Source organism: Parasphingorhabdus sp., assembly GCF_036963705.1.
In the GTDB taxonomy this organism is placed as follows: domain Bacteria; phylum Pseudomonadota; class Alphaproteobacteria; order Sphingomonadales; family Sphingomonadaceae; genus Parasphingorhabdus.
Genome location: NZ_JBALUT010000030.1, coordinates 1 through 20,201, shown reverse-complemented (window position 1 = coordinate 20,201; position 20,201 = coordinate 1). Strand labels below are relative to the sequence as shown.

At 56.3% G+C, this 20,201-nt stretch carries 18 protein-coding genes; 10 read left to right on the top strand and 8 right to left on the bottom strand.

Annotation, left to right across the window (positions count from 1 at the left end; genetic code table 11):
- Positions 1–8: 8 nt before the first annotated feature.
- Entirely contained in the window at positions 9–1,289 is a 1,281-nt protein-coding gene (locus V7680_RS08760) for a metal-dependent hydrolase family protein (protein WP_335652909.1), read from the bottom strand.
- 357 nt (positions 1,290–1,646) lie between these two features.
- Here V7680_RS08760 and V7680_RS08755 point away from each other — a divergent pair, with 357 nt between their 5' ends.
- Complete coding sequence (locus tag V7680_RS08755) at positions 1,647–3,047, top strand: methyl-accepting chemotaxis protein (RefSeq protein ID WP_335652908.1); 1,401 nt, start codon at positions 1,647–1,649, stop codon at positions 3,045–3,047.
- A 96-nt stretch (positions 3,048–3,143) separates the two neighbouring features.
- Here the strand turns inward: V7680_RS08755 and V7680_RS08750 are convergent, their stop codons facing one another.
- The 4 genes from V7680_RS08750 to aroQ form a co-directional block, all read right to left on the bottom strand.
- Complete coding sequence (locus tag V7680_RS08750) at positions 3,144–4,145, bottom strand: RcnB family protein (protein WP_335652907.1); 1,002 nt, start codon at positions 4,143–4,145, stop codon at positions 3,144–3,146.
- 152 nt (positions 4,146–4,297) lie between these two features.
- Entirely contained in the window at positions 4,298–5,653 is a 1,356-nt protein-coding gene (gene accC / locus V7680_RS08745; RefSeq protein WP_335652906.1) for an acetyl-CoA carboxylase biotin carboxylase subunit, read from the bottom strand.
- Positions 5,654–5,663: 10 nt separating this feature from the next.
- Positions 5,664–6,134: an acetyl-CoA carboxylase biotin carboxyl carrier protein gene (gene accB, locus V7680_RS08740; RefSeq protein WP_335652905.1), complete on the bottom strand. Its 471-nt coding sequence runs from the start codon at positions 6,132–6,134 to the stop codon at positions 5,664–5,666.
- Between the two features lie 20 nt (positions 6,135–6,154).
- Positions 6,155–6,592, bottom strand: coding sequence for a type II 3-dehydroquinate dehydratase (gene aroQ / locus V7680_RS08735; protein WP_335652904.1), 438 nt, complete (start codon positions 6,590–6,592; stop codon positions 6,155–6,157).
- Positions 6,593–6,691: 99 nt separating this feature from the next.
- Here aroQ and thiS point away from each other — a divergent pair, with 99 nt between their 5' ends.
- The 8 genes from thiS to V7680_RS08695 all read left to right on the top strand — a co-directional run bounded on the left by thiS (position 6,692) and on the right by V7680_RS08695 (position 14,837).
- Entirely contained in the window at positions 6,692–7,672 is a 981-nt protein-coding gene (thiS, locus tag V7680_RS08730) for a sulfur carrier protein ThiS (protein ID WP_335652921.1), read from the top strand.
- 327 nt (positions 7,673–7,999) lie between these two features.
- The gene (locus tag V7680_RS08725) at positions 8,000–8,353 is read left to right on the top strand and encodes a UrcA family protein (RefSeq protein ID WP_335652903.1); all 354 of its coding nucleotides are present in this window, start codon (positions 8,000–8,002) and stop codon (positions 8,351–8,353) included.
- Positions 8,354–8,632: 279 nt separating this feature from the next.
- Entirely contained in the window at positions 8,633–10,174 is a 1,542-nt protein-coding gene (locus V7680_RS08720) for a WS/DGAT/MGAT family O-acyltransferase (protein WP_335652902.1), read from the top strand.
- Positions 10,175–10,251: 77 nt separating this feature from the next.
- Positions 10,252–11,166 carry an SDR family NAD(P)-dependent oxidoreductase gene (locus V7680_RS08715; RefSeq protein ID WP_335652901.1) on the top strand — a complete coding sequence of 305 codons (915 nt, stop codon included), beginning with the start codon at positions 10,252–10,254 and terminating at the stop codon, positions 11,164–11,166.
- A 25-nt stretch (positions 11,167–11,191) separates the two neighbouring features.
- A complete protein-coding gene (locus V7680_RS08710; RefSeq protein ID WP_335652900.1) occupies positions 11,192–11,650 on the top strand; it encodes a MaoC family dehydratase in 459 nt (152 codons plus the stop codon).
- A 166-nt stretch (positions 11,651–11,816) separates the two neighbouring features.
- Positions 11,817–12,947, top strand: a complete 1,131-nt coding sequence (locus tag V7680_RS08705; protein WP_335652899.1) for a DUF47 family protein — start codon at positions 11,817–11,819, stop codon at positions 12,945–12,947.
- Positions 12,948–12,961: 14 nt separating this feature from the next.
- Positions 12,962–13,963, top strand: coding sequence for an inorganic phosphate transporter (locus V7680_RS08700; RefSeq protein WP_335652898.1), 1,002 nt, complete (start codon positions 12,962–12,964; stop codon positions 13,961–13,963).
- Positions 13,964–14,060: 97 nt separating this feature from the next.
- Positions 14,061–14,837, top strand: a complete 777-nt coding sequence (locus V7680_RS08695; RefSeq protein ID WP_335652897.1) for a glucose 1-dehydrogenase — start codon at positions 14,061–14,063, stop codon at positions 14,835–14,837.
- 67 nt (positions 14,838–14,904) lie between these two features.
- Here the strand turns inward: V7680_RS08695 and V7680_RS08690 are convergent, their stop codons facing one another.
- The 3 genes from V7680_RS08690 to V7680_RS08680 form a co-directional block, all read right to left on the bottom strand.
- Positions 14,905–15,612, bottom strand: a complete 708-nt coding sequence (locus tag V7680_RS08690) for a DUF3592 domain-containing protein (RefSeq protein WP_335652896.1) — start codon at positions 15,610–15,612, stop codon at positions 14,905–14,907.
- A gap of 96 nt (positions 15,613–15,708) precedes the next feature.
- Entirely contained in the window at positions 15,709–16,506 is a 798-nt protein-coding gene (locus V7680_RS08685; protein WP_335652895.1) for a class I SAM-dependent methyltransferase, read from the bottom strand.
- A 23-nt stretch (positions 16,507–16,529) separates the two neighbouring features.
- Positions 16,530–18,935, bottom strand: a complete 2,406-nt coding sequence (locus V7680_RS08680; RefSeq protein WP_335652894.1) for an HAD family hydrolase — start codon at positions 18,933–18,935, stop codon at positions 16,530–16,532.
- A gap of 491 nt (positions 18,936–19,426) precedes the next feature.
- Between V7680_RS08680 and V7680_RS08675 the strand changes: the two genes are divergently transcribed.
- Positions 19,427–20,201: acyl-CoA dehydrogenase family protein (locus V7680_RS08675; RefSeq protein WP_335652893.1), on the top strand; the 775-nt coding region annotated here is incomplete at its 3' end.

The following is a 20,201-nucleotide window of genomic DNA, read 5'->3' as shown; positions in this document are numbered from 1 at the left end:
GCGTCTGCCTAGTCGATGATACGGCCGCGCACCATCACCCAGTCGATCTTTTCCAGAACCTTGACGTCGTCCAGCGGATTGCCGTCGAAGGCGATCAGGTCAGCGGAATAGCCAACCGCGATGCGGCCGATTTCATTTTCCATATCGAGCGCCTTTGCCGCGAGGGTCGTCGCACTAGCCACAGCCTCGCGCGGGGTCAGGCCGGCATCGACCATCAGCTGCAGTTCCTCGGCGTTGCGGCCATGTTCAAAGACACCGGCATCGGTGCCGAATACGATCGGCACGCCGAGCCTTTTGGCTGACGCAACCGCCTTGCCGACGGTGTTGAGCGTCATCCGGATTTTCTCTTCGACCACCGGCGTGTAAATGCCCTTGCCAAGGCCTTCGCTGACGCCCTTGAACGCCATCAATGTCGGGACCATCGCGGTGCCATTGGCCTTCATGACCTTGAGCGCAGCCTCGTCCGCGAACGTGCCATGTTCGATCGTATCGATACCGGCGCGAGAGGCCGCCTCGATACCGCGCGCACCATGGGCATGGGCCATGACTTTCAGGCCGAGCGAGTGGGCGGTGGTAGCGATCGACTGCATTTCTTCATTGGTAAATTGTGCTTCCAGTCCGCGACCCTGCTGGGAAAGCACGCCGCCGGTCGCGGTGATCTTGATAATATCGGAACCGGCCCGGCTGGCCTTGCGCACTTTTTCCGCGCATTGGACGGCGCCGGTGCAGGCATAGCCGCTGGTCAGCAGCGCATTGACGTCTTCGGTGAAGCCCGACACGTCGCCATGGCCGCCGACGATCGCCAGGGCTGGCCCGGCGGCGATGATGCGCGGTCCGGGAATGACCCCATCGGCGGTGCCGCGGCGGAGCGAAAATGCGCTATATTGCGAGGATCCGGCTTCGCGCACCGTGGTGAAACCCGCTCGAGCGGTGACCAGCGCGTTTTTGGCTCCGACAACGACGCCCCATTCCGCCGGTTCGGTGGTTTCTCGCCAGAAATCGCCGCCCGGATCACCGGTCAGATGAACGTGCAGGTCGATCAGACCGGGCATCACGGTCTTGTCGGAGAGGTCGATGACTTCTGCCGCAGCGTTGGGAGCAGAATCAGGGCCGATCCGGATTTCGGCAATCTTGCCTTCGCGGACGAAGATCGTGGCCGGACCGGTTGGCTGAGCGGCTGCATCGGTCAGCAGACTGCCTACGCGAATGATCTGGTCTTGCGCGAACGCGCTACCCGAAATTGTGATCGTTACAAAAGCGGCGATCGCCAAACCAAACACACGTTTCATGATATTTCTCTCCACAATTTTCATGCCTTATTGCGGAGCGCTATCGCAAGTTGCAACAAGAAAGGGCGTGGCCCCGCTGCGGATTTTCTTTTCGGGTTGGAACGAAGGATTTGGAGCCTGGAATCGATGACGGGGACATCTAGAAATTGGAAGCTGAAATCGATCCGCTAGATGGCACGAAAATTGAAGATATTTCGATGCTGAATACATGATCCAAAGCATTGATATATATACTGAAAAATGAAGGCGGCTGTCTCTGTTCGCGATCATCGATGTTACAGTTAAGAAGTCGCTAACTTGATTGGATTAAGCCTGTGACTCGCGACCCTGTCCCTCCAGAGGAAATTGATCCCGATTATGAAGCATGAGAAGATTGATATCACCGACCCGAAGTTGATAGATGCCGTGGCTCGATCCTGCGGAGAGGTCACCGTTGGCTGTGCCGATGTAGGCGGTCTGGTCGAGGAGGTGATGGCCAATGCGGGAGAAATGCGAGAGCGCCGGGAAACATTGCACGATGTGATTGTCAAATTGGCGGATGATCAGAAACGGGTGACGGACTCCACCGATGAAGCGCGGATGTTGTCGAACCGCGCGAAGGATGATTTGCATAGCAGCACCGACGTGATCCGGATGTCGATGAAGGAATTTGGTGATTTGACTGATCTGGTTGTTGCGCTGGCTCAGCATATTACCGGGTTTGCAGGAGCGATGGACCAGGTGCGCCGGGTCTCCCAGAATATTGATGATATTGCCAACACGACGAGCATACTCGCGCTAAATGCCGCGATTGAAGCGCATCGGGCAGGCGCCGCCGGTGCCACATTTGCGGTCGTGGCTGCCGAAGTCAAACAACTGGCTTTCAATACGCGCGAGGCCACTGATGAAATATCGGCTACGGTAAACTCGCTCGGCGTCGCAGCCGAAAACCTGGTCGAAAAAATCGAAAAAGGCGTCGCCAAGGGCAACGACGCCCAGCGAAATTTTCAAAAAATCGATGACACGGTCAACCGGATTTCTGATCTGGTTTCCCAGGTCGACGAGCAGAATAGCGATATTGCCAAGAATACCGGTCTTATCCATAACAGGGTGCAGCAGGTGCAAGAAGTTCTGGACCATTTTTCGGAGAGTGCCGACAAGAATAACGTCGCGCTCGAAGCGGCGAAAAACAAAGTGGGTGACCTTGAAACAACCTCCAAGGTCATGTTCTCTCAACTGGTCCAGAGCGGCTTTGCGACAGAGGACCGGAAATTTGTCGATCTGGCGATCACCGGCAGGGACGAACTGGTCGAGATTGTCGAAACGGCTTTGGCTAGTGGCGAGCTGACCAAGGAAGAGCTGTTTGACCGGCAATATAGCGAGATATCCGGTTCCAATCCTCCGCGCTACGACAACAAGTTCACCACATTTGCAGACGCCAATGTCCAACCGTTGCTGAACAAATACGGGAAAATGGATTCGGTAATCACTTGCGTAACTTCCAATATCGACGGCTATCTGCCGACCCATGTCAGCGAGCGGTCGCTCGAACCGATCGGCGATCCGGCGCATGATGACAAATATTGCCGCAACCGGCGCAAGCTTCTGGATGATTTGACCAAACGCGCCATCGCCGAGAAAGACCGGCCCTATAGTGTGTCTGTCTACAGATTCGTGAAAACCGCCGACGGCCAATCAGCCGCGGGCAAGCAAGTCTTTGTGCCGCTCTATTTTGACGGCGAATATTGGGGCAATTTCGAAATCCTCTATCGGAACTGATCCGCGGCATATCCCGTGGCAATGATCCCGGTCGACTGGTCATGAAAAACCCGCTGCCATTTATGACAGCGGGTCATTCAATCGGTTGGTACCGGGTTACCAGAAGAAGTTGTAGATCACGTCGATGACTTCACCGGTGTAGGTATCGACCAGCAGGACGTCATCATAATAACGGATCCAGCGGGTGCCGCTATAGGCGGCCGGCAGACGGTAGCGCCAGGGGTCGTTGATCCAGTAGCGCGATCCGTAAAAGGCCGATCCCAGATAGACTCCGATGCTCCAGCGGTTGTAGCTGTGCGACCGATAGGGTGAATAATAGCGGCCCAGTCGGTAATTGTTACGATTGGCCTGGCGATAGCGCTGCCAGTCATAGCGCTGGTTCTGACGCCAGCTGCGGTTCCAGTTGCGGCTGCTGCGCGCGGCTTGGCGGTTGTCGCGATAGCGCCGGTCGATCTTCCCGTCGCGATTTCGGTCTACTCGCCGGTCGACGCGATTGTTATTGTTGCGGTCATAGCGCCGGTCAATCTGGCCATCGCGGTTGCGATCATAGCGCCGATCTACCCGGCCATCGCGGTTGCTGTCACCGCGCCGGGCATCCCGACGCTGGCTTGCCTGATTGGCGGCCCGGCGTTCTTGCCGGACGTTGCGATTCCGCTCGGCAGCACGCCGGTTTTCCCGGACCTCTCGCTGAACATTGGGGTTTTGCCGTACAGCGCTCTGGACTTGCCGGATGCCGCGTTGGTCAGTGCGACTGGCGTTCGCAGTGCGATCCGCGCGGCGATTTTGCCTTGTCTCGGTGTTGGCTGTGCGCGTTGCGACGCGGGCCTGTCCGCGATTGTTGCGATTTTCGGACCGTTGCGCCTGACGTTGGCCGCTGCCGCGAGTGGTTGCCTGGTTGCCCCGGTTACCGCTGCGGTTGGTTCCGCGATTGCCGCGTCGCTCTTCGCGACGGTCGCGTTGCAATTCGGCGTTGCCGGTCAAATCCAGTGGAACCGCGTTGGCGGCTATATTCAGCTTGGGCCCAATGTCGGCAGCGGAAGCGGCTGCAGGCGTCAACATTGTGGCCGCCATCAGGCCGGTGATGAAAAATATACGCATGGCTTACTCCTGTTGCTGGCGACTCCATTTGCCGCATCTGTGCAACAGGTGATAGGTTATTAACCCTGTCGGACTCCTGAACTGGCCTGTAATGTTCAGGAAAGGTGGAGTGAACCTGAACGAAGTTCGTGTGAATCCAATTTCTTGCAGGCCTAATCTTTCAGATTATCCTTTTCCAACCACTCCTCCAGCCATTTGATCGTATATTCGCCAGACTGGAATTCTGCGTCGTGGACCAGCTTCTGGTGGAGCGGGATCGTGGTCTGGACGCCTTCGATGACAAATTCGTCGAGCGCGCGGGCAAGCCGCATCATGCAGCCGTCGCGGGTGCGGCCATAGACGATCAGCTTGGCGATCATGCTGTCATAATATGGCGGAATCGAATAGCCGGCATAAAGACCGCTATCGACGCGGACGTGCATGCCGCCGGGCGCATGATAGCTGGTGACCTTGCCGGGTGACGGTGCCCAGGTCTTCGGATTTTCAGCATTGATCCGGCATTCGATGGCGTGACCCTTGAACTCCAGCTCGTCCTGCGTGACCGACAGATCGCGGCCGTCGGCGATGCGGATCTGTTCGCGCACCAGATCGAAACCCGTGATCATTTCGGTCACCGGATGCTCGACCTGCAGACGGGTGTTCATCTCGATAAAGTAGAATTCGTTGTTCTCGTAGAGAAATTCGATGGTTCCGGCGCCGCGATATTGCATGCCTTTCATCGCGTCGACGCAGACCTTGCCCATCCGCTCGCGCTGTTCGGCGCTGATCACCGGTGAAGGCGCTTCTTCGAGCACTTTCTGGTGACGGCGCTGCAGCGAACAATCGCGCTCGCCGAGATGGATGGCATTGCCGCGGCCGTCGCCGAATACCTGAAATTCGATGTGGCGCGGATCGCCGAGATATTTCTCGATATAGACAGTGGCGTCGCCAAAGGCCGCTTTGGCTTCGGTTCCGGCCTGCTTCATCTGGGTTTCGAGCTCGGCTTCGCTGTTGACCACCTTCATGCCGCGCCCGCCGCCGCCGGATGCCGCCTTGATGATGACCGGATAGCCGACTTTTTCGGCTACCTGCTTGGCTTCGGCTATTTCGCTGACCGCGCCATCGGAGCCCGGCACCAGAGGAATGCCGAGATCGCCTGCGGTTTTCTTGGCCGCAACCTTGTCGCCCATGATTTTGATATGTTCCGGCTTGGGGCCGATCCATTTGATGCCGTGCGCTTCGACGACTTCAGCAAAATGCGCGTTTTCGGAAAGGAAGCCATAGCCCGGGTGGATCGCATCCGCGCCGCTGATTTCGGCCGCCGAGATGATCGCCGGAATCGACAGATAGCTGTCGGCGGCGGCTGGCGGGCCGATGCAGACCGCCTGATCGGCGAGCCGTACATGCATGGCGTCGGCGTCTGCGGTGCTGTGCACGGCAACGGTCTCGATGCCCAGTTCTTTGGCCGCGCGGAGAATCCGCAGAGCAATTTCCCCGCGATTGGCTATCAGGATTTTTTCAATGGTCACGCTGTCTGCCTCAAGCAATCATGACCAGAGGCTGGTCAAATTCTATCGGCTGGCCGTTTTCGACCAGGATAGCTTTTACCGTGCCGGACAATTCTGCGGTGATCGGGTTCATCACCTTCATCGCTTCGACGATCAGCAATGTATCGCCGACGGCAACCTTGTCGCCAACGCTGATGAAATTGGGAGAGCCGGGTTCGGCGGCGAGATAGGCGGTACCAACCATTGGTGATTTTTGGGCGCCGGCGTGATCGTCGACCGGAGCGGCTGGCGCTGCTGCTGCCGGGGCTGCTGCTGCGGGAGCAGGTGCAGCGGCGACAGGCGCGGAAATATATGTTCCACCGCCGCGTGCGACCTTGATCTTGCGATCACCATCTTCGACTTCAATCTCGGTCAGACCCGCTTTTTCGAGAATGGCGGCGAGATCACGGACCAGCTTGATATCTACGTTCATGCCTTCACCCGTTTCTTTTTTTGCAGACATATTTTGTCCCTATATTATATTTAAAATTTGCTCGCAGCGTCCAGCGCCAGTTGATAGCCCAAAGCACCAAAGCCGCAAATGCTTCCTTTTGCAACCGGCGCGATGAAACTCTTGTGGCGATATTCTTCGCGTGCCGCAGGATTGGAAATATGCACTTCGATAACCGGAACGTTGATCGCCTTGATCGCGTCGAACAGCGCAAGGGATGTATGGGTCAATGCCGCGGCGTTGAGAATTACCGCGTGCGCATCTTCCGCAGCCGCTTCGTGCAGCCAGTCGACCAGATGGCCTTCGTGGTTGCTCTGGCGGATTTCAACGTCGAACCCAAGCGTCTGGGCATGGTCTTCAATCTGTCCGGCAATCTCGTCGAGCGTTTCCGAACCGTAAATTTCGGGTTCGCGCATGCCAAGCAGGTTGAGATTGGGTCCGTTCAATACAAAGATGGTCTTGGCCGCCAAGATATTGTTCCTTCCCCAAGGCTTTTGGTTGCGACTGGAGCGACCTCTTTATATGGCTCCTATTTGAAAAGCGAGATCAAAGACATGAAAGTTATCGATATGGCTGAAATTCAGATCCGGTTGAATGGCGAGGATCACCGGCTCGCGGCCGGTTTGTCGATCGCCGATCTCGTGCGATCCCTCGACCTTGATCCTGCCAAGGTGGCGGTTGAGCGTAATCGACTGATTGTGACCCGCTCGACTCTGGCCGATGTTTTGGTGGAACAGGGCGATGAACTGGAAATCGTGCATTTTGTCGGCGGTGGCTCCGGTGACGACAGCTGGACCGTGGCCGGAAGGACTTTCAAGTCCCGGCTGATCGTGGGTACCGGCAAATATAAGGACTTTGCGGAAAACGCGGCGGCGGTCGAAGCGTCCGGCGCCGAGATTGTCACGGTGGCAGTCCGCCGCGTCAACGTCATGGATCGCAACCAGCCGATGTTGATGGACTATATTGATCCGAAGAAAATCACCTATCTTCCGAACACCGCCGGCTGCTTTAATGCCGAAGACGCGATCCGTACATTGCGACTGGCGCGCGAGGCTGGCGGCTGGGATCTGGTCAAACTGGAAGTGCTCGGCGAGGCGAAGACTCTCTATCCCAATATGCGCGAGACGCTCGAGGCGACCGAAGTGCTGGCCAAGGAAGGCTTCAAGCCGATGGTCTATTGCGTCGATGATCCGATCGGAGCGAAGCAGCTCGAGGACGCAGGCGCGGTGGCGATCATGCCGCTCGGTGCGCCGATCGGTTCCGGTCTCGGTATCCAGAACCGGGTGACCATCCGGCTGATCGTCGAAGGCGCCAATGTGCCGGTGCTGGTCGATGCCGGTGTCGGGACCGCGAGCGACGCCGCAGTTGCGATGGAGCTGGGCTGTGACGGTGTGCTGATGAACACCGCGATTGCCGAAGCCAAGGAACCGGTGCGGATGGCGCGGGCGATGAAGCTGGCGGTCGAGGCAGGCCGTGAGGCTTATCTGTCCGGCCGGATGGGCCGCCGGATGTACGCCGACCCTTCGAGTCCGCTCTCCGGACTGATTTAGTGCCCTAATACGGCATGATTCGGTGCCATCCGTAACTGTCTGAATAGTAACATAAGTTACATGTTGTTAGGTTTGTCGATCAGCGATTGCCGTTGGTCGAAGCCGTTCGCCGTTGGCCGATCCATATTGTGGTTTATCGAAGTTCGGATGATCGCTGCAGATCGTTCCCCTATCCAAGATGGTGAGGCGGGAGCATGACCCTACGTCTCTCCAGAATGCCCTTCCCCGGCCCGACGGATATTTCGCTCCCGTACTCACCCCTAGCGGGCAATGCCGGTACCCCCCAATTTCCGGCATCGCTCCGAACCAATTTTGAGGAGAGAAAAAATGTCGAACTCTATATTTAGCAAAACACTTTGTGCCGCCGCTGCAATTGCGGTGACCGCCGCCGGATTTTCTGCCAGCGCAATTGCCCAGAACCGGATCGAGCGCACCGCGGTCGTCAGCTATGTCGATCTTGATCTGAACAGCGAAGATGGTCGGTCAACCCTGCAGGGTCGTCTGAAAGGCGCTGTCCGCAAGGTCTGCGGAAGCTATGATTCAAAAAGTCTGGTTGATGCGCGAGATCATGGCGTCTGCATGGATCAGGCAAATGCCTCGGCCCAGCGTGCCAGCGTGACGATCATGGCTGCGGTCAAAGCGGGCAAGCCTCTCGAAACAGCAATGGTAATCAGCAACTAACGCAAAAATCCAAGAGCCGCAGAACCCCAATAAGCGGCCGCACGTTGGCCAAACCAGACTCTGAAACCCCCGGTGTCCCTTACGCCGGGGGTTTTTTTACGGACGATGTTCACCGCTCTGCTCAGGTCAAAATTGTGCTTCGTTATGGTCTCGCAGCAGCGCAACCCTGTCGCGTCGCAACCGATGGCCTCTGCTTGTCAAATTTGAAGCTTAACTGATTCGCTTATCGGATAATTTTGAACTAGACTGTGTTTTGCAGAACAGCACGAAGGAATGGCCATGAAACAGTTAAGCGCACTGGATGCGATGTTTGCTTATACGGAGACACCGAATACGCCGATGCATATCGGGCAATTGCTGATTTATGACCCCTCGACCGCACCCGGCGGCATGGTCGGTTTCAAAGACATATTGCGCTATATCGAAGGGCGTCTCGACGGTGCCCGGATTTTCAGGCAGAAACTGGTGCGGGTTCCGCTGGATCTCGATCACCCTTATTGGGTCGACGACGCGAATTTCGATCTCGAGTTTCACGTCCGTCATATCGCCTTGCCGAAGCCCGGCGACTGGCGGCAATTGTGCATCCAGGCGGCGCGTATTTATGCCCGGCCGATGGATATGAACAAACCATTGTGGGAATATACGGTCATCGAAGGACTCGATAATGTCGAGGGCGTGCCAAAGGGCAGCTTCGCCATGTTGCACAAGATGCATCATGCCGCAATCGACGGGCAATCCGGTCTCCAAATGACGCTCGCACTCCACGATCTCGACGCCAAGATGAAGCCGCGCACATTCGACATGCAATTCGAACCGGAAAAAGATCCCAATCCGATGGCGTTGCTCGCCAAGGCCCAGTTTAACAATATCGCCAATCCGGTACGTGGATTGAAGAATTTGCAGAAACTCTTGCCGATGCCGAAACGGCTGCTCGATGTGCAGCGCGAGTTTCGTCAGCGGGATGATGCCAAGGGCAGTATTCCGAAGACTCGTTTCAACAAAAAGCTCAGTCCGCACCGGGTGTTCGACGGCCGCGAATTTGCCCTGTCCGACATCAAGAGCATCCGCGAGGCATTTCCCGGCGCGACGGTGAACGACGTGATGATCGCGGTGGTAAGCGGATCAATGCGCACTTATTTGAAAGCCAAAAAGGACCTTCCCGAAAAAACCTTGAAGATCGGCGCGCCGGTATCGGTCCGGACGGATGACGACAAGGATTCCGCCGGCAATCAGGTTACGATGATGCAGGTCGGAGTCGGCACCCATCTCGCCGACGCCGGTGCCCGGATGAAATTCATCATGGAGGAAACCCGTCGTTCGAAGGCAATGACCCAGGCGATGGGAGCAAAGACGCTGATGGAATTGTCCGGAGCGATGCCGGCCGGACTGACCGCTGCTGGGACCAAGATGATGGTCCGCGCCGGGATCGTCGACCGGCTCAATCCGGCGGTGAACACGGTTGTGACCAATGTCCCGGGTCCGATGGTGCCAATGTATTTCGCCGGTGCCGAACTGGTAAAATCCTTCGGTATGGGAATATTGGCCGAGGGGCAGGGCCTGTTCCACGTGGTGACCAGCTATAATGGCAACGTCATCCTGACCTTTTTGGCGGATCGCAACATCATGCCCGATCCGGAATTTTATGCCGACTGCATATTGCAGAGCTTTGCCGATCTGACCACGGCAGCGACCAAGGAAAAGGCGGCGGCCGCGCAAAAGACCAAGGCAAAGAAGGCCAAGCAGCCGAAAAAACCGAAGAAACGGGTTTCCGCTTCTGCCGCTACGGCAGGCAGGACCAGAGCGAAAACGACTGGAAAATAGCGCCCTTGACGCTTGACTCATCGGGCCTGATTGAGCATCGCTTCGGTTAATCATTCGATTAACAAAAGGGACTCGCCATGAGCAAAGTAGAATTTAACGACCGCGTCGCCATCGTCACTGGTGCAGGCGCCGGTCTGGGCCGGGAACATGCCAAGGAATTGGCGCGACGCGGCGTGAAAGTCGTCGTCAACGATTTCGGCGGCGCTCGTGATGGTACCGGTGGATCCGCTACCGTAGCCGAGCAAGTTGTTGCCGAAATTGAAGCAGAAGGCGGCGTTGCCATGGCAGCCGGTTGCAGTGTCACCGACATGCCCGCGGTTGAAAAAATGGTCGCCGATGCGATCGCCAAATGGGGTCATGTCGACATTCTCGTCAACAATGCCGGCGTTTTGCGCGACAAAAGCTTCCACAAAATGTCGATGGAAGATTTCCAGTTTGTCATGGACGTCCATCTCACCGGCAGTGCCAATTGCACCAAGGCGGTCTGGGATCATATGCGCGAACGCCAATATGGCCGGATCGTGATGACCACATCGTCGACGGGTCTCTACGGCAATTTTGGTCAGGTCAATTATGGTGCTGCAAAACTGGCTCTGGTCGGCATGATGAACAGTCTGCACCAGGAAGGCGCCGGCAAGGGCATTCACACCAACTGTATTTCCCCTGTGGCAGCGACCCGCATGACCGAAGATATCATGCCGGAAGCAGCGTTGGCGGCTCTGGTCCCTGAAGCAGTGACCCCTGCCGTTGTTTATCTGTGCAGCGATGGCGCGCCATCGAAGACCATTTTGACGGCCGGTGCCGGCGGTTATGCTGCTGCGAAAATTTTCGAAACAGAAGGCATCTGGTTGCCGGTTGAAGATCGTAGCGCCGAATCGATCGCTGCCAACATCGACCAGATTCTGGACGAAACCGGCATGCAGGAATATGCCAATGGCGGTGGACAGGGCGGCAAATTCTTCCGCCGGATGCAGGAAGTCATGAAGGGCTAAAAGACCCGCGAACAGGAGAAATATTATGCCAACGATCAAAGCAAGCGAACTGGAAGCCTGGAAAGGCAAAGAAGTGGGCGTGTCGGAATGGTTTGAAGCCAGCCAGGACCGGATCAACAAATTTGCTGATTGCACCGAGGATCACCAGTTCATCCATATCGACGAAGAAAAAGCCAAGGCAACGCCATTTGGCGGAACCATCGCGCACGGTCTGCTGACTCTCTCGTTGCTGCCTGCCATGTCTTACGGCTGCACATTGGGTCTCGAAGGCACGGTGATGGGCATCAACTATGGTTTCGACAAGGTCCGCTTTCTCAACCCGGTACGCTCCGGATCCAAAGTCCGCGCTCGCCATGTGCTGGTCGATGCTGTTGAAAAACAGCCCGGCCGCTGGTTGATGACTTATGATGTCACCGTCGAGATTGACGGGATCGAAACCCCGGCTCTGATCGCCCGCTCTTTGGCGATGATCGTGGTCGGCTAAGCTCAACCCGATAACTTATGTAAAAAGGGCTCCGGACTGGTTCCGGGGCCCTTTTTTTGTGACCTTGGCAGTGCAGCTTGCACAAATTGACACCCTCGACTAGGCCTTTTGCTGATATCGCAGAGCCCGAAAGGGCAGCGTTTCTATTTTGGGGGGAGAGTTTGCAATGTCGATACGGCAGATCGCTGCGCTTCCCTATAAAGCGGATGAAACTGGGCTGGACGCGCCCGCCCGGATCATGTTGATCACGTCCCGGGAAACCAAACGCTGGATCATTCCAAAGGGCAATATCGGTTCAGGCCAGCTGCCCCACAGTGCTGCCGCCCAGGAAGCGGAAGAGGAAGCGGGCATATTGGGCGCAACCTGTCCGACGCCGCTGGGCAGCTATCGCTATCGCAAGAAAAAGCGCAACGGCGCGTCGGTCTGGATCGACGTCAGCGTCTTCCCTTTCGCCGTGACCGAGGAGCTGCCAACCTGGGACGAGCAGCATCAGCGCGAACGCCGCTGGTTCTCGCTAGAGGATGCCGCGGCTGCGGTGGACGAAGAAGATCTGAGCGCTTTGATCCGGTCCTTTGGCGCGGCAGATTTCTGGGCCGCCACCCGGTCCACCAATATCATCGAGACGGTCGCACAAAAGACAGGGGTCAATACTATGTTTGCCTGGTTCCAACGCCTGCTTCCCGAGCAGGGAAATTTCTTCGAACTGTTTGAACGGCACGCCGCAACCTTGGTAGCGGGCGCCGATGCGCTGGCGCGACTGCTTCAGGGCGGTAAAGGAATGGCAGACCATATTCGCGAAATTATCGAACGCGAGCATGATGCCGATGAAATCACCCGGGAAGTCCTGAATACAGTGCGCCGGACGTTTCTGACGCCTTTTGATCGCAGCGCGATTTCCAGTCTTATCGCTTCGATGGATGATGCGATCGACGAAATGCAGAAAACCGCCGGTGCCATCGAACTCTATGACATCAAGGAATTCGATCAGGAAATGATCGATATGGCTGCGATCATTGTCGATGCAGCGCGGTTGACCGCTGAGGCGATGCCGTTGCTTCGCGATGTCGCGGGCAATGGCGAGCGCCTGCACGAGCTGACCGAACGGCTGGTCCGGATGGAAGGCCATGCGGATGAAATCCATGCAGCAGGACTGAAAAAACTGTTTCAGGACCACGGGGCAACCGACACGCTGCGTTTCATTATCTGGCGCGAACTCTACCAGCATATGGAGCGCGTCGTAGACAGATTTGAAGATGTCGCGAACGAGATTGACGGTCTCGTGATAGATCACGCCTGAAACGGCGCGGGACCATGGATAACAGCATCGCTTTTCCGATCCTTTTCGCGCTTATCGCGCTGGCGCTTGCCTTTGATTTTCTCAACGGCCTGCACGACGCGGCCAATTCTATCGCGACCGTGGTTTCGACCCGTCTATTGTCGCCGGTCGCGGCGGTGGTCTTCGCCGCATGCGGCAATTTTGCGGCTTACTGGCTGGTCGGACTGCATGTCGCAGAGACGGTTGGCAAAGGTATTATCGACAAGGACGTGGTGACGCCTGCGGTCGTGTTCGGGGCGCTGGTTGGTGCGATGTTCTGGAATGTGCTGACCTGGCTCAAGGGCATTCCCTCTTCATCCAGCCACGCCCTGATCGGCGGACTGCTCGGCGCAGGCATCGCCCATGCCGGGTTCGGCGCCGTGGAATCGTCCGGCACCACCAAGACACTGGTCGCAATCTTTCTGTCCCCGATGATCGGTTTCATGATTGCCATGGGGCTGATGCTGGTGACCTCGTGGCTGTTCAAGCCGGTGCAACCGCGCAAGGCAGAAGGTGTGTTCAAGGTCTTTCACCTGATGTCCTCGGCGGCCTATTCGATCAGCCATGGAGCGAATGACGCGCAAAAAACCATGGGGATAATCGCGGTTCTACTATATTCGACCGGCTATCTGGGTGGCGAATTTTCGGTTCCCAACTGGGTGGTTATCAGCTGCTATCTGGCTATATCCCTCGGCACGCTTTCGGGTGGCTGGCGGATCATCAAGACCATGGGCACCAAGCTGACCAAGCTCAATCACCACAATGGATTTTGCGCGTCGACAGCGGGCTCGGTTGTCGTCTTCGGGGCTTCGGCGATGGGGATTCCGGTGTCGACAACCCATGCCATCACCGGCAGCGTAGTCGGCGTCGGAGCGGCGCGGCGAGCCTCGGCCGTGCGCTGGAGCGTAGCCAGCCGGGTCGTCATGGCATGGTTCATAACTATCCCGGCGAGCGCAGCGGTCGGCGCCTTATTCTATTGGCTGACGCTACTTTTCTAATCCCTCGCATCATTCACAACAGGATCGCGCGTGGACTTTCGCGAAGTGATGTGAAAGGAGTGCCGGCTTACATAAATGCAGGAGAACCAGCGTGTCGATGAAGAGCTTATTTGATGTTAGTGGTAAAGTTGCCGTGGTGACCGGCGGATCCAGTGGTATCGGCGCCATGATGGCGCGCGGGTTGATCGAAAATGGCGCCAAGGTCTACATCACGGCACGCAAGGAAGAGCGACTGATGGCCAAAGCCGCGGAGCTTTCCGAACTGGGCGAGTGTATCGCTATCCCGGCCGATCTGTCCAATGTCGAAGGCATCGAAGCTCTGGTCGCGGCGATCAGCGAACGCGAAGAAAAGATCGATATATTGATCAACAATGCCGGCGCGAACTGGAGCGCGTCGATCGAGGATTTCCCGGAAAAGGGCTGGGACAAGGTGATGGACATCAACATCAAGTCCATCTTCTTTGCCACCCAGAAATTCCTGCCGCTGCTGAAAGCCTCCGGAACTTCGGATGATCCTGCTCGCGTGATCAATATCGCGTCAATCAACGGCATCCGCAATTCGGGCATGCCTACCTATGCCTATACCGCGAGCAAATCCGGTGTGATCAACCTGACGGAACATCTGGCCACCGATCTCGCCCAATATAATATCAACGTCAACGCGATCGCTCCGGGCTTCTTCCCGAGCAATATGACCAAGCAGATTGTCGAAAATGACGGCATGACCAAAATGGCGATCTCGCAGATCCCGCGCGGCCGGATGGGCGCACCGGAAGACATCGCTGGCACAGCATTATTTCTTTGCTCGCGTGCATCGTCCTGGATGATCGGGCAGGCGCTGGTGCTTGATGGCGGAATGATTTCGCGGCCTTGATGCAGATCAGCTTGGTTATGCCTTCTGACTCGGCAAAGGGCTGAAGTCGGAAGGCCGCCAAGCGCCGCTAAATCAAATCAGCCAACCAGTCGATATCAAGCATATGCCGCGACGGCTTGTTTGGGTCGACTAGCACGCGCAATTTTCTGCCGGACATATATTCGGTCGGATCTACCCAGATAGACTCGCTCAGATATTGCTCCAGTTTGCCGGTGAACGGATTCTTGCCCTGGGCGACGATGCGATAAGGATTGCGGCCATTCACGCTTTGACTGCGATCTCGTTCGACTTCGAGGAAATCAACGGAGAAAGCGGTTCCGTTTTCCCGCAGCCAAATTCTGGTCCGGCCCTTGTAAATCTCACGGTAAAACAAGGCTCCGCCGACCAGAGAAAATATCCCGCCCATGCCGCCGAGAATCACCACAACCGCCCAGCGTCCCCAGAAATCGTCGACAATGGCATCGGCCGGATTGTCCGGTGCATAGAGAAGATGGACATCCTGTCCCTTTGAGTAGCGCGGCGGACTGGAGCTGATGCGATCGACAAATTCATGTGACACCGCACGGTCATCGGTAAACCGTATGACTGCGGAATAGGTATAGCTGGTGCTACCGTCATCATCCTGTCGCTTGCGCACGAGATCGATAACCTGCCCGTCGGCCTCTTTGGCACCGGCGATAAAGTCACTTTGGTCAACATATAGATAGCTGGAGGCGGCGAGCATCGCCAGGCCGACCAACAGGAAAATACCGCCGACGGTCTTGACTATATTCATGGACGTCTCCGTTGATCAGGCAGGTTGCTGCTATATCCGCGAATCTAGCAGAGCTTGATGGTGATGGAAATGCCCGCTTTGGGAGCTACGCCTGATCTATGGCCGATTGATTACGCCGTCCTGCCAGTCGAGCACCGTCAGATAATTGGCGAGACGGTTCTGCTCGAGTTTGGCAAGAAGCGGATTGTCATGGAAGGGGATCAGAAGGTCGCTCAATGGCCCGGCCCAGGGCGCATTGGTGTCGAACAAAATGCCCAGCCCGAAAACCGCCGGAATTTCGGCATAAGCCAATTGCTGTCCGCCTGCCTCGGCTTCGTTGATAAAATCTACAACCGCGCATTTTACGCCATTGCGTTCTCCCCCTTCGTGGAGGGCCCAGCCAAAATGGCCCATGCCGCGCATTCCCTGTTCCCTGAGCAATCCGGACTGTCCCGGCTTGGCACCGCCATCCATGCAATAGTCGTGGCGATATTCCTGGGGAATGGCGTCGGGAGCATAATACATATCGCGGTGCCCGGCTGGCCAGCAGACATCGTGCATTATCGCGAATAATGGCTTTTTGTCTCGCTCGCAGGCAGCCTCTATTGCTTTGAGTTCGTGATAGACCGTGAACCAATTATGGTCGCCGTCTACCGTCCAGAGATCAATATCCTTCAGTTCTGAAAAGGCGGCCAGGCTCGGCTTCGCGATATGGGTAACGCTTTTATGAGCATTTACCCAGTCCATAAATTCCGGTTTGGGATTGGGATCGATGCTGAACAGATGGCCTTCATTGGCTGATGCATAGTCGGCAAGGATAGTGGTCATTCCGCCATATTCGGCTCCGATTTCAGCTATCCGCGAAACATCGGCGAGGTCCATCGCATTCAATATGATTTCGGAAAATTCGGACATTGAGTGGATCAAAAGGTTCATCTCTAGGCTACCTGCTGGATATTGTCGGGCACGGAACTGCTGAGCACCGTGGGTCGAAACACGAAGTTGAGCATCAGTGATTCGCCTGTGACGATGGCCGGCGGCGGGATGAACATGAAGGCGTCCTGCCGCGAACAACGATAAAGGCCAGGGGCGTTTTCGGTCATCGCTTCGAAAATGGGGTGAGCAGCAATCGAATCATCGTCGATTTTCTTGGCCATAAAATTGTCGATTTCCTGAAAATTGACTTCTTCGACCTGCAGCCAGTCGCAAATCTGGCCGAGCATGATCGCGATGTTAAATTGTCCGGTACCGGCCGGAATCAGGGCTTGATAATAGCCGTCGCCGGTCGGGTAGGCATCGATTTCTACCTGCATATTCTCCTGATTGTCAGCGAGCATGACCGGAATTTTAATGCCCCCGCTCTGGAAATCGCTTTGCCGCAGGTCAAGCCCGAAACGGTTGCCGGTGAACAGCGGCAGCAGCGCTTCCATGCCGCGCTGTTTCAATTCTCCCGGCAGATAGATGCGGCTGATATTCTTGGTATAGAATAGTCCGCGGCGTCTGATCCCTTGTTCGGCCGATTCAGGATCGATAAATTTGAGCGTGTCCTTGGTACCCAGATTGACGTCATGATTGAAATTCTCGAAGATCCCGACTTCCCGCTCGACCGGCAGAAATAGCAGGCGTGACAGCGAAGCAGCGGTCATCTGGCGGGCGCAATCACTGTCCCAAGAGCGCGGGGTGGTCGCCCATCCGCAGCCGATCTGTTCGATATAGGCTAGGCATGCCGCCTGCGCCTTGTCCCGTTCCTCGCTTTGTTCGCCCTTGATGTCGGCCGTGTCCCGCTTGGGTTCGCCGGTTGCGCTATAGCCAAGCACCGAACCGTTGGACTGGGTGCAAAGCTGCTCCAGGACCGCGATCGATTCACACAGCGCGTTGAGCGCGCTATTGTCATAGTGACGGACATCCATCAGCCCCTTTTTGTCGAGGTCGGTGATCATCAGCTCACGAAGCAACAGGTAACGTCCGGAAATTTCCAGACCCATTTCGGCGTTGAGCACCGGTTCGATCACATTCTGGACCGACCCGTTATAGCCCAAATCAACGAAGACGACGGAATCACCCTGCTCGACGCCATTTGCGAGGAGATGAGCGACCAATCCCGCGCGGAATGTCTTGGCTCGCGCGACGATTTTCGTGACGTTCTTCTGTTTGAGAATCTCGTGGATGAATGCTTCGGGCGTCTTGATCGCAGAAAGCTTGGCTATCTCGGGTTTCAGGAACAGCATCTGGCGGCAATAGGCTGCTTGCCTCTGGCTGGAATAGGCGTCCTTTTTGTTGTTGGTTGCTTCGGCGGTCAGGAATTTCTGGATCGCTTCACGATCGGTGAAGCTGGCGGCATTGGCGGTGAAGCGACTGAGTTCGATCATGCTGATCTGGTCAGCATATTCCGGATAGGCAATTTTAAACGCCTCGGCCGGAAGATAGCCGTCACGCAGCAAAAATAGCAATTTGGGCTTCTTGCCGATCCTTGTCTCGATCCGGTCTGACTCTTCGGCTATCCAGTGGGAGAAGCCGTGCAGGACCGGTCCCAGAACATCATGGCCGAACTGAAATGTTGCGTCATCCTTTTGGCGCAACGAAATTTGCGCGCGATGCGGCTGCATGGCGGGGGCCTGTTTGCGGATTTCTTTCTCGATGATCGTCGCGGCGACGGCTTCCAGCCGCAAACGCTCCGATGTCTCGTCATCAAATTGTTCGAAATGCACGCCGTTGATACCGAGCTTTAGCGGGGCCTTATAATCGGCTTCGATATTATCGCCGAGATGGATGATCTTTGCGGGAGAGATGCCGAGGTCGGCGAGCACAGGTTTGAACAGACCGCCCGCTTTGCCCATGCCATATTCGCAGGAACAGAAAATCCGGTCGATTTTGCCGGCAATTTCCGGTCCGGCAGCGTCGGTGATCAACCGGCGCAACAATGGTTCGGGCAAATAGGTGTCGGAGACGATGATGACTTTGAGACCACGTTCTTTGGCGCGGTCGATCAAATCGCAAACCGGCCGGAATGCAAAACAGTGGCGTGCTTCGGCCAGAAGCTCTTCCTCGACACCTTGGGCGATCCGGGCTTCGTCGGCTTCGCGGAACATATTTGCGTAAATTTCCTCGATCGTGACATCGTCTTTCTTGCTATTGAGAATCAGCGCCTTGCGCGCGCGCTGTTCGGCCAGAACCCGCAATTCCATGGTACAACCGGGGATGTCCAGATCATGGAACACGTCCGTTGGCCGGTTGACGTTGCGCCAGATCAAGGTGTCGAAACAGTCGAGTGACAATATTTCGACATTGTCATCCAGACCGTCAAGAAGCGTATCGATTTCCCAGGCAGCAACGGTTTCTCTCATGGTTTTCGGTTCCTTTCTGTTGACCCGACAGGCCTGTCGCGATCTCGTTTTCCGGGCAAGCAGGCCCGATGGCACGCACCATATCTGGCGATCTTCAGCACAACGTCGCAAAACCTGTGCCAGTTTTGCAAAAACTGGCTGGAGAGAGGGTTTGCAGAAGTTTTGACGGATTATTCAGTTCTATATGGATTGTTGGGACGACGCAGCAGGCAAGAAATTGCCGCATAGCGGCCAAAAATTGCCGGGTTCCATGAAAACAAGATGGGCCGATATAGTTTCCGTAGCGTCGAAGCGATTGTCATCAGCCGGATCGATAGGCTGATTGGGCTCCGGTCAGATGCGGGCTTGGCGATATCGGCCTTGCGATGTTCGGGCACCATTGCATTATCGGATTTAATCGTTCAATTAACCTGCTAATGATTCCCGCAATATCGCAGCGCCACCGGCCCTGCCACCGACCTTATTGATTAAAGACGTTTAGGAGCGACAACATGGCCGACAAACCCAGCGCAGCGGAAGTACAGGAATTTGGCGAAGCGGCCGATGCGTGGTTCCGCGAAAATACGGTGCGCGATCCCGGCTTCATGCTGCCGCTGACCTTCATGGAAGTGTCAACCGACCAGCAGTTTGATTTTCTTCAGGACTGGCAGCGCAAGGTTTATGAAGCGGGATATCTCGGCGCGAGCTGGCCCAAGGAATATGGCGGCGGCGGAATGCACAGCGAATTTCAGCGGGTCGCGACCCGGGCGATGAAAAAGCATGACGCGCCGATCATGCTCAACGCGATCGGCAATGGCTGGGCCGGGCCGCTGATTCTCGATCTCGGCACCGAGGAGCAGAAGCAGAAGTTCATCAAGCCGATGCTGAGCGCAGAGGATATCTGGTGCCAGGGCTTTTCCGAACCGGAAAACGGATCGGATCTCGGCAATGCGCAGTTGAAAGCAGTCAAGGACGGCGACGACTATGTCCTCAACGGTTCGAAAATCTGGACCTCGCTCGGCGACCGTGCGAAATATATGATCCTGCTCGCGCGCACGGATTTCGATGCGCCCAATAAATATGCCGGGCTGAGCTTTTTCCTCAACCCGATGAAGATCGACGGCATCACGACCAGCCGTATCAAGAAACTGACGGGCGAATATGGCTTCGTCCAGACCTTCTTCACCGATGCCCGGATTTCCGGCGACTGCCTGTTCGGCGGCGAAGGCAATGGCTGGTCGATGGCGATGAAGACGCTGGAATATGAGCGGGGTGCCAAGGTCAAGC

Bases quoted from the DNA above. Each gene is read 5' to 3' on its own strand.
- V7680_RS08760 (WP_335652909.1), bottom strand. From the start codon at position 1,289: ATGAAACGTGTGTTTGGTTTGGCGATCGCCGCTTTTGTAACGATCACA.
- V7680_RS08755 (WP_335652908.1), top strand. From the start codon at position 1,647: ATGAAGCATGAGAAGATTGATATCACCGACCCGAAGTTGATAGATGCC.
- V7680_RS08750 (WP_335652907.1), bottom strand. From the start codon at position 4,145: ATGCGTATATTTTTCATCACCGGCCTGATGGCGGCCACAATGTTGACG.
- accB (WP_335652905.1), bottom strand. From the start codon at position 6,134: ATGTCTGCAAAAAAAGAAACGGGTGAAGGCATGAACGTAGATATCAAG.
- thiS (WP_335652921.1), top strand. From the start codon at position 6,692: ATGGCTGAAATTCAGATCCGGTTGAATGGCGAGGATCACCGGCTCGCG.
- V7680_RS08725 (WP_335652903.1), top strand. From the start codon at position 8,000: ATGTCGAACTCTATATTTAGCAAAACACTTTGTGCCGCCGCTGCAATT.
- V7680_RS08720 (WP_335652902.1), top strand. From the start codon at position 8,633: ATGAAACAGTTAAGCGCACTGGATGCGATGTTTGCTTATACGGAGACA.
- V7680_RS08715 (WP_335652901.1), top strand. From the start codon at position 10,252: ATGAGCAAAGTAGAATTTAACGACCGCGTCGCCATCGTCACTGGTGCA.
- V7680_RS08710 (WP_335652900.1), top strand. From the start codon at position 11,192: ATGCCAACGATCAAAGCAAGCGAACTGGAAGCCTGGAAAGGCAAAGAA.
- V7680_RS08705 (WP_335652899.1), top strand. From the start codon at position 11,817: ATGTCGATACGGCAGATCGCTGCGCTTCCCTATAAAGCGGATGAAACT.
- V7680_RS08700 (WP_335652898.1), top strand. From the start codon at position 12,962: ATGGATAACAGCATCGCTTTTCCGATCCTTTTCGCGCTTATCGCGCTG.
- V7680_RS08695 (WP_335652897.1), top strand. From the start codon at position 14,061: ATGAAGAGCTTATTTGATGTTAGTGGTAAAGTTGCCGTGGTGACCGGC.
- V7680_RS08690 (WP_335652896.1), bottom strand. From the start codon at position 15,612: ATGAATATAGTCAAGACCGTCGGCGGTATTTTCCTGTTGGTCGGCCTG.
- V7680_RS08685 (WP_335652895.1), bottom strand. From the start codon at position 16,506: ATGTCCGAATTTTCCGAAATCATATTGAATGCGATGGACCTCGCCGAT.
- V7680_RS08680 (WP_335652894.1), bottom strand. From the start codon at position 18,935: ATGAGAGAAACCGTTGCTGCCTGGGAAATCGATACGCTTCTTGACGGT.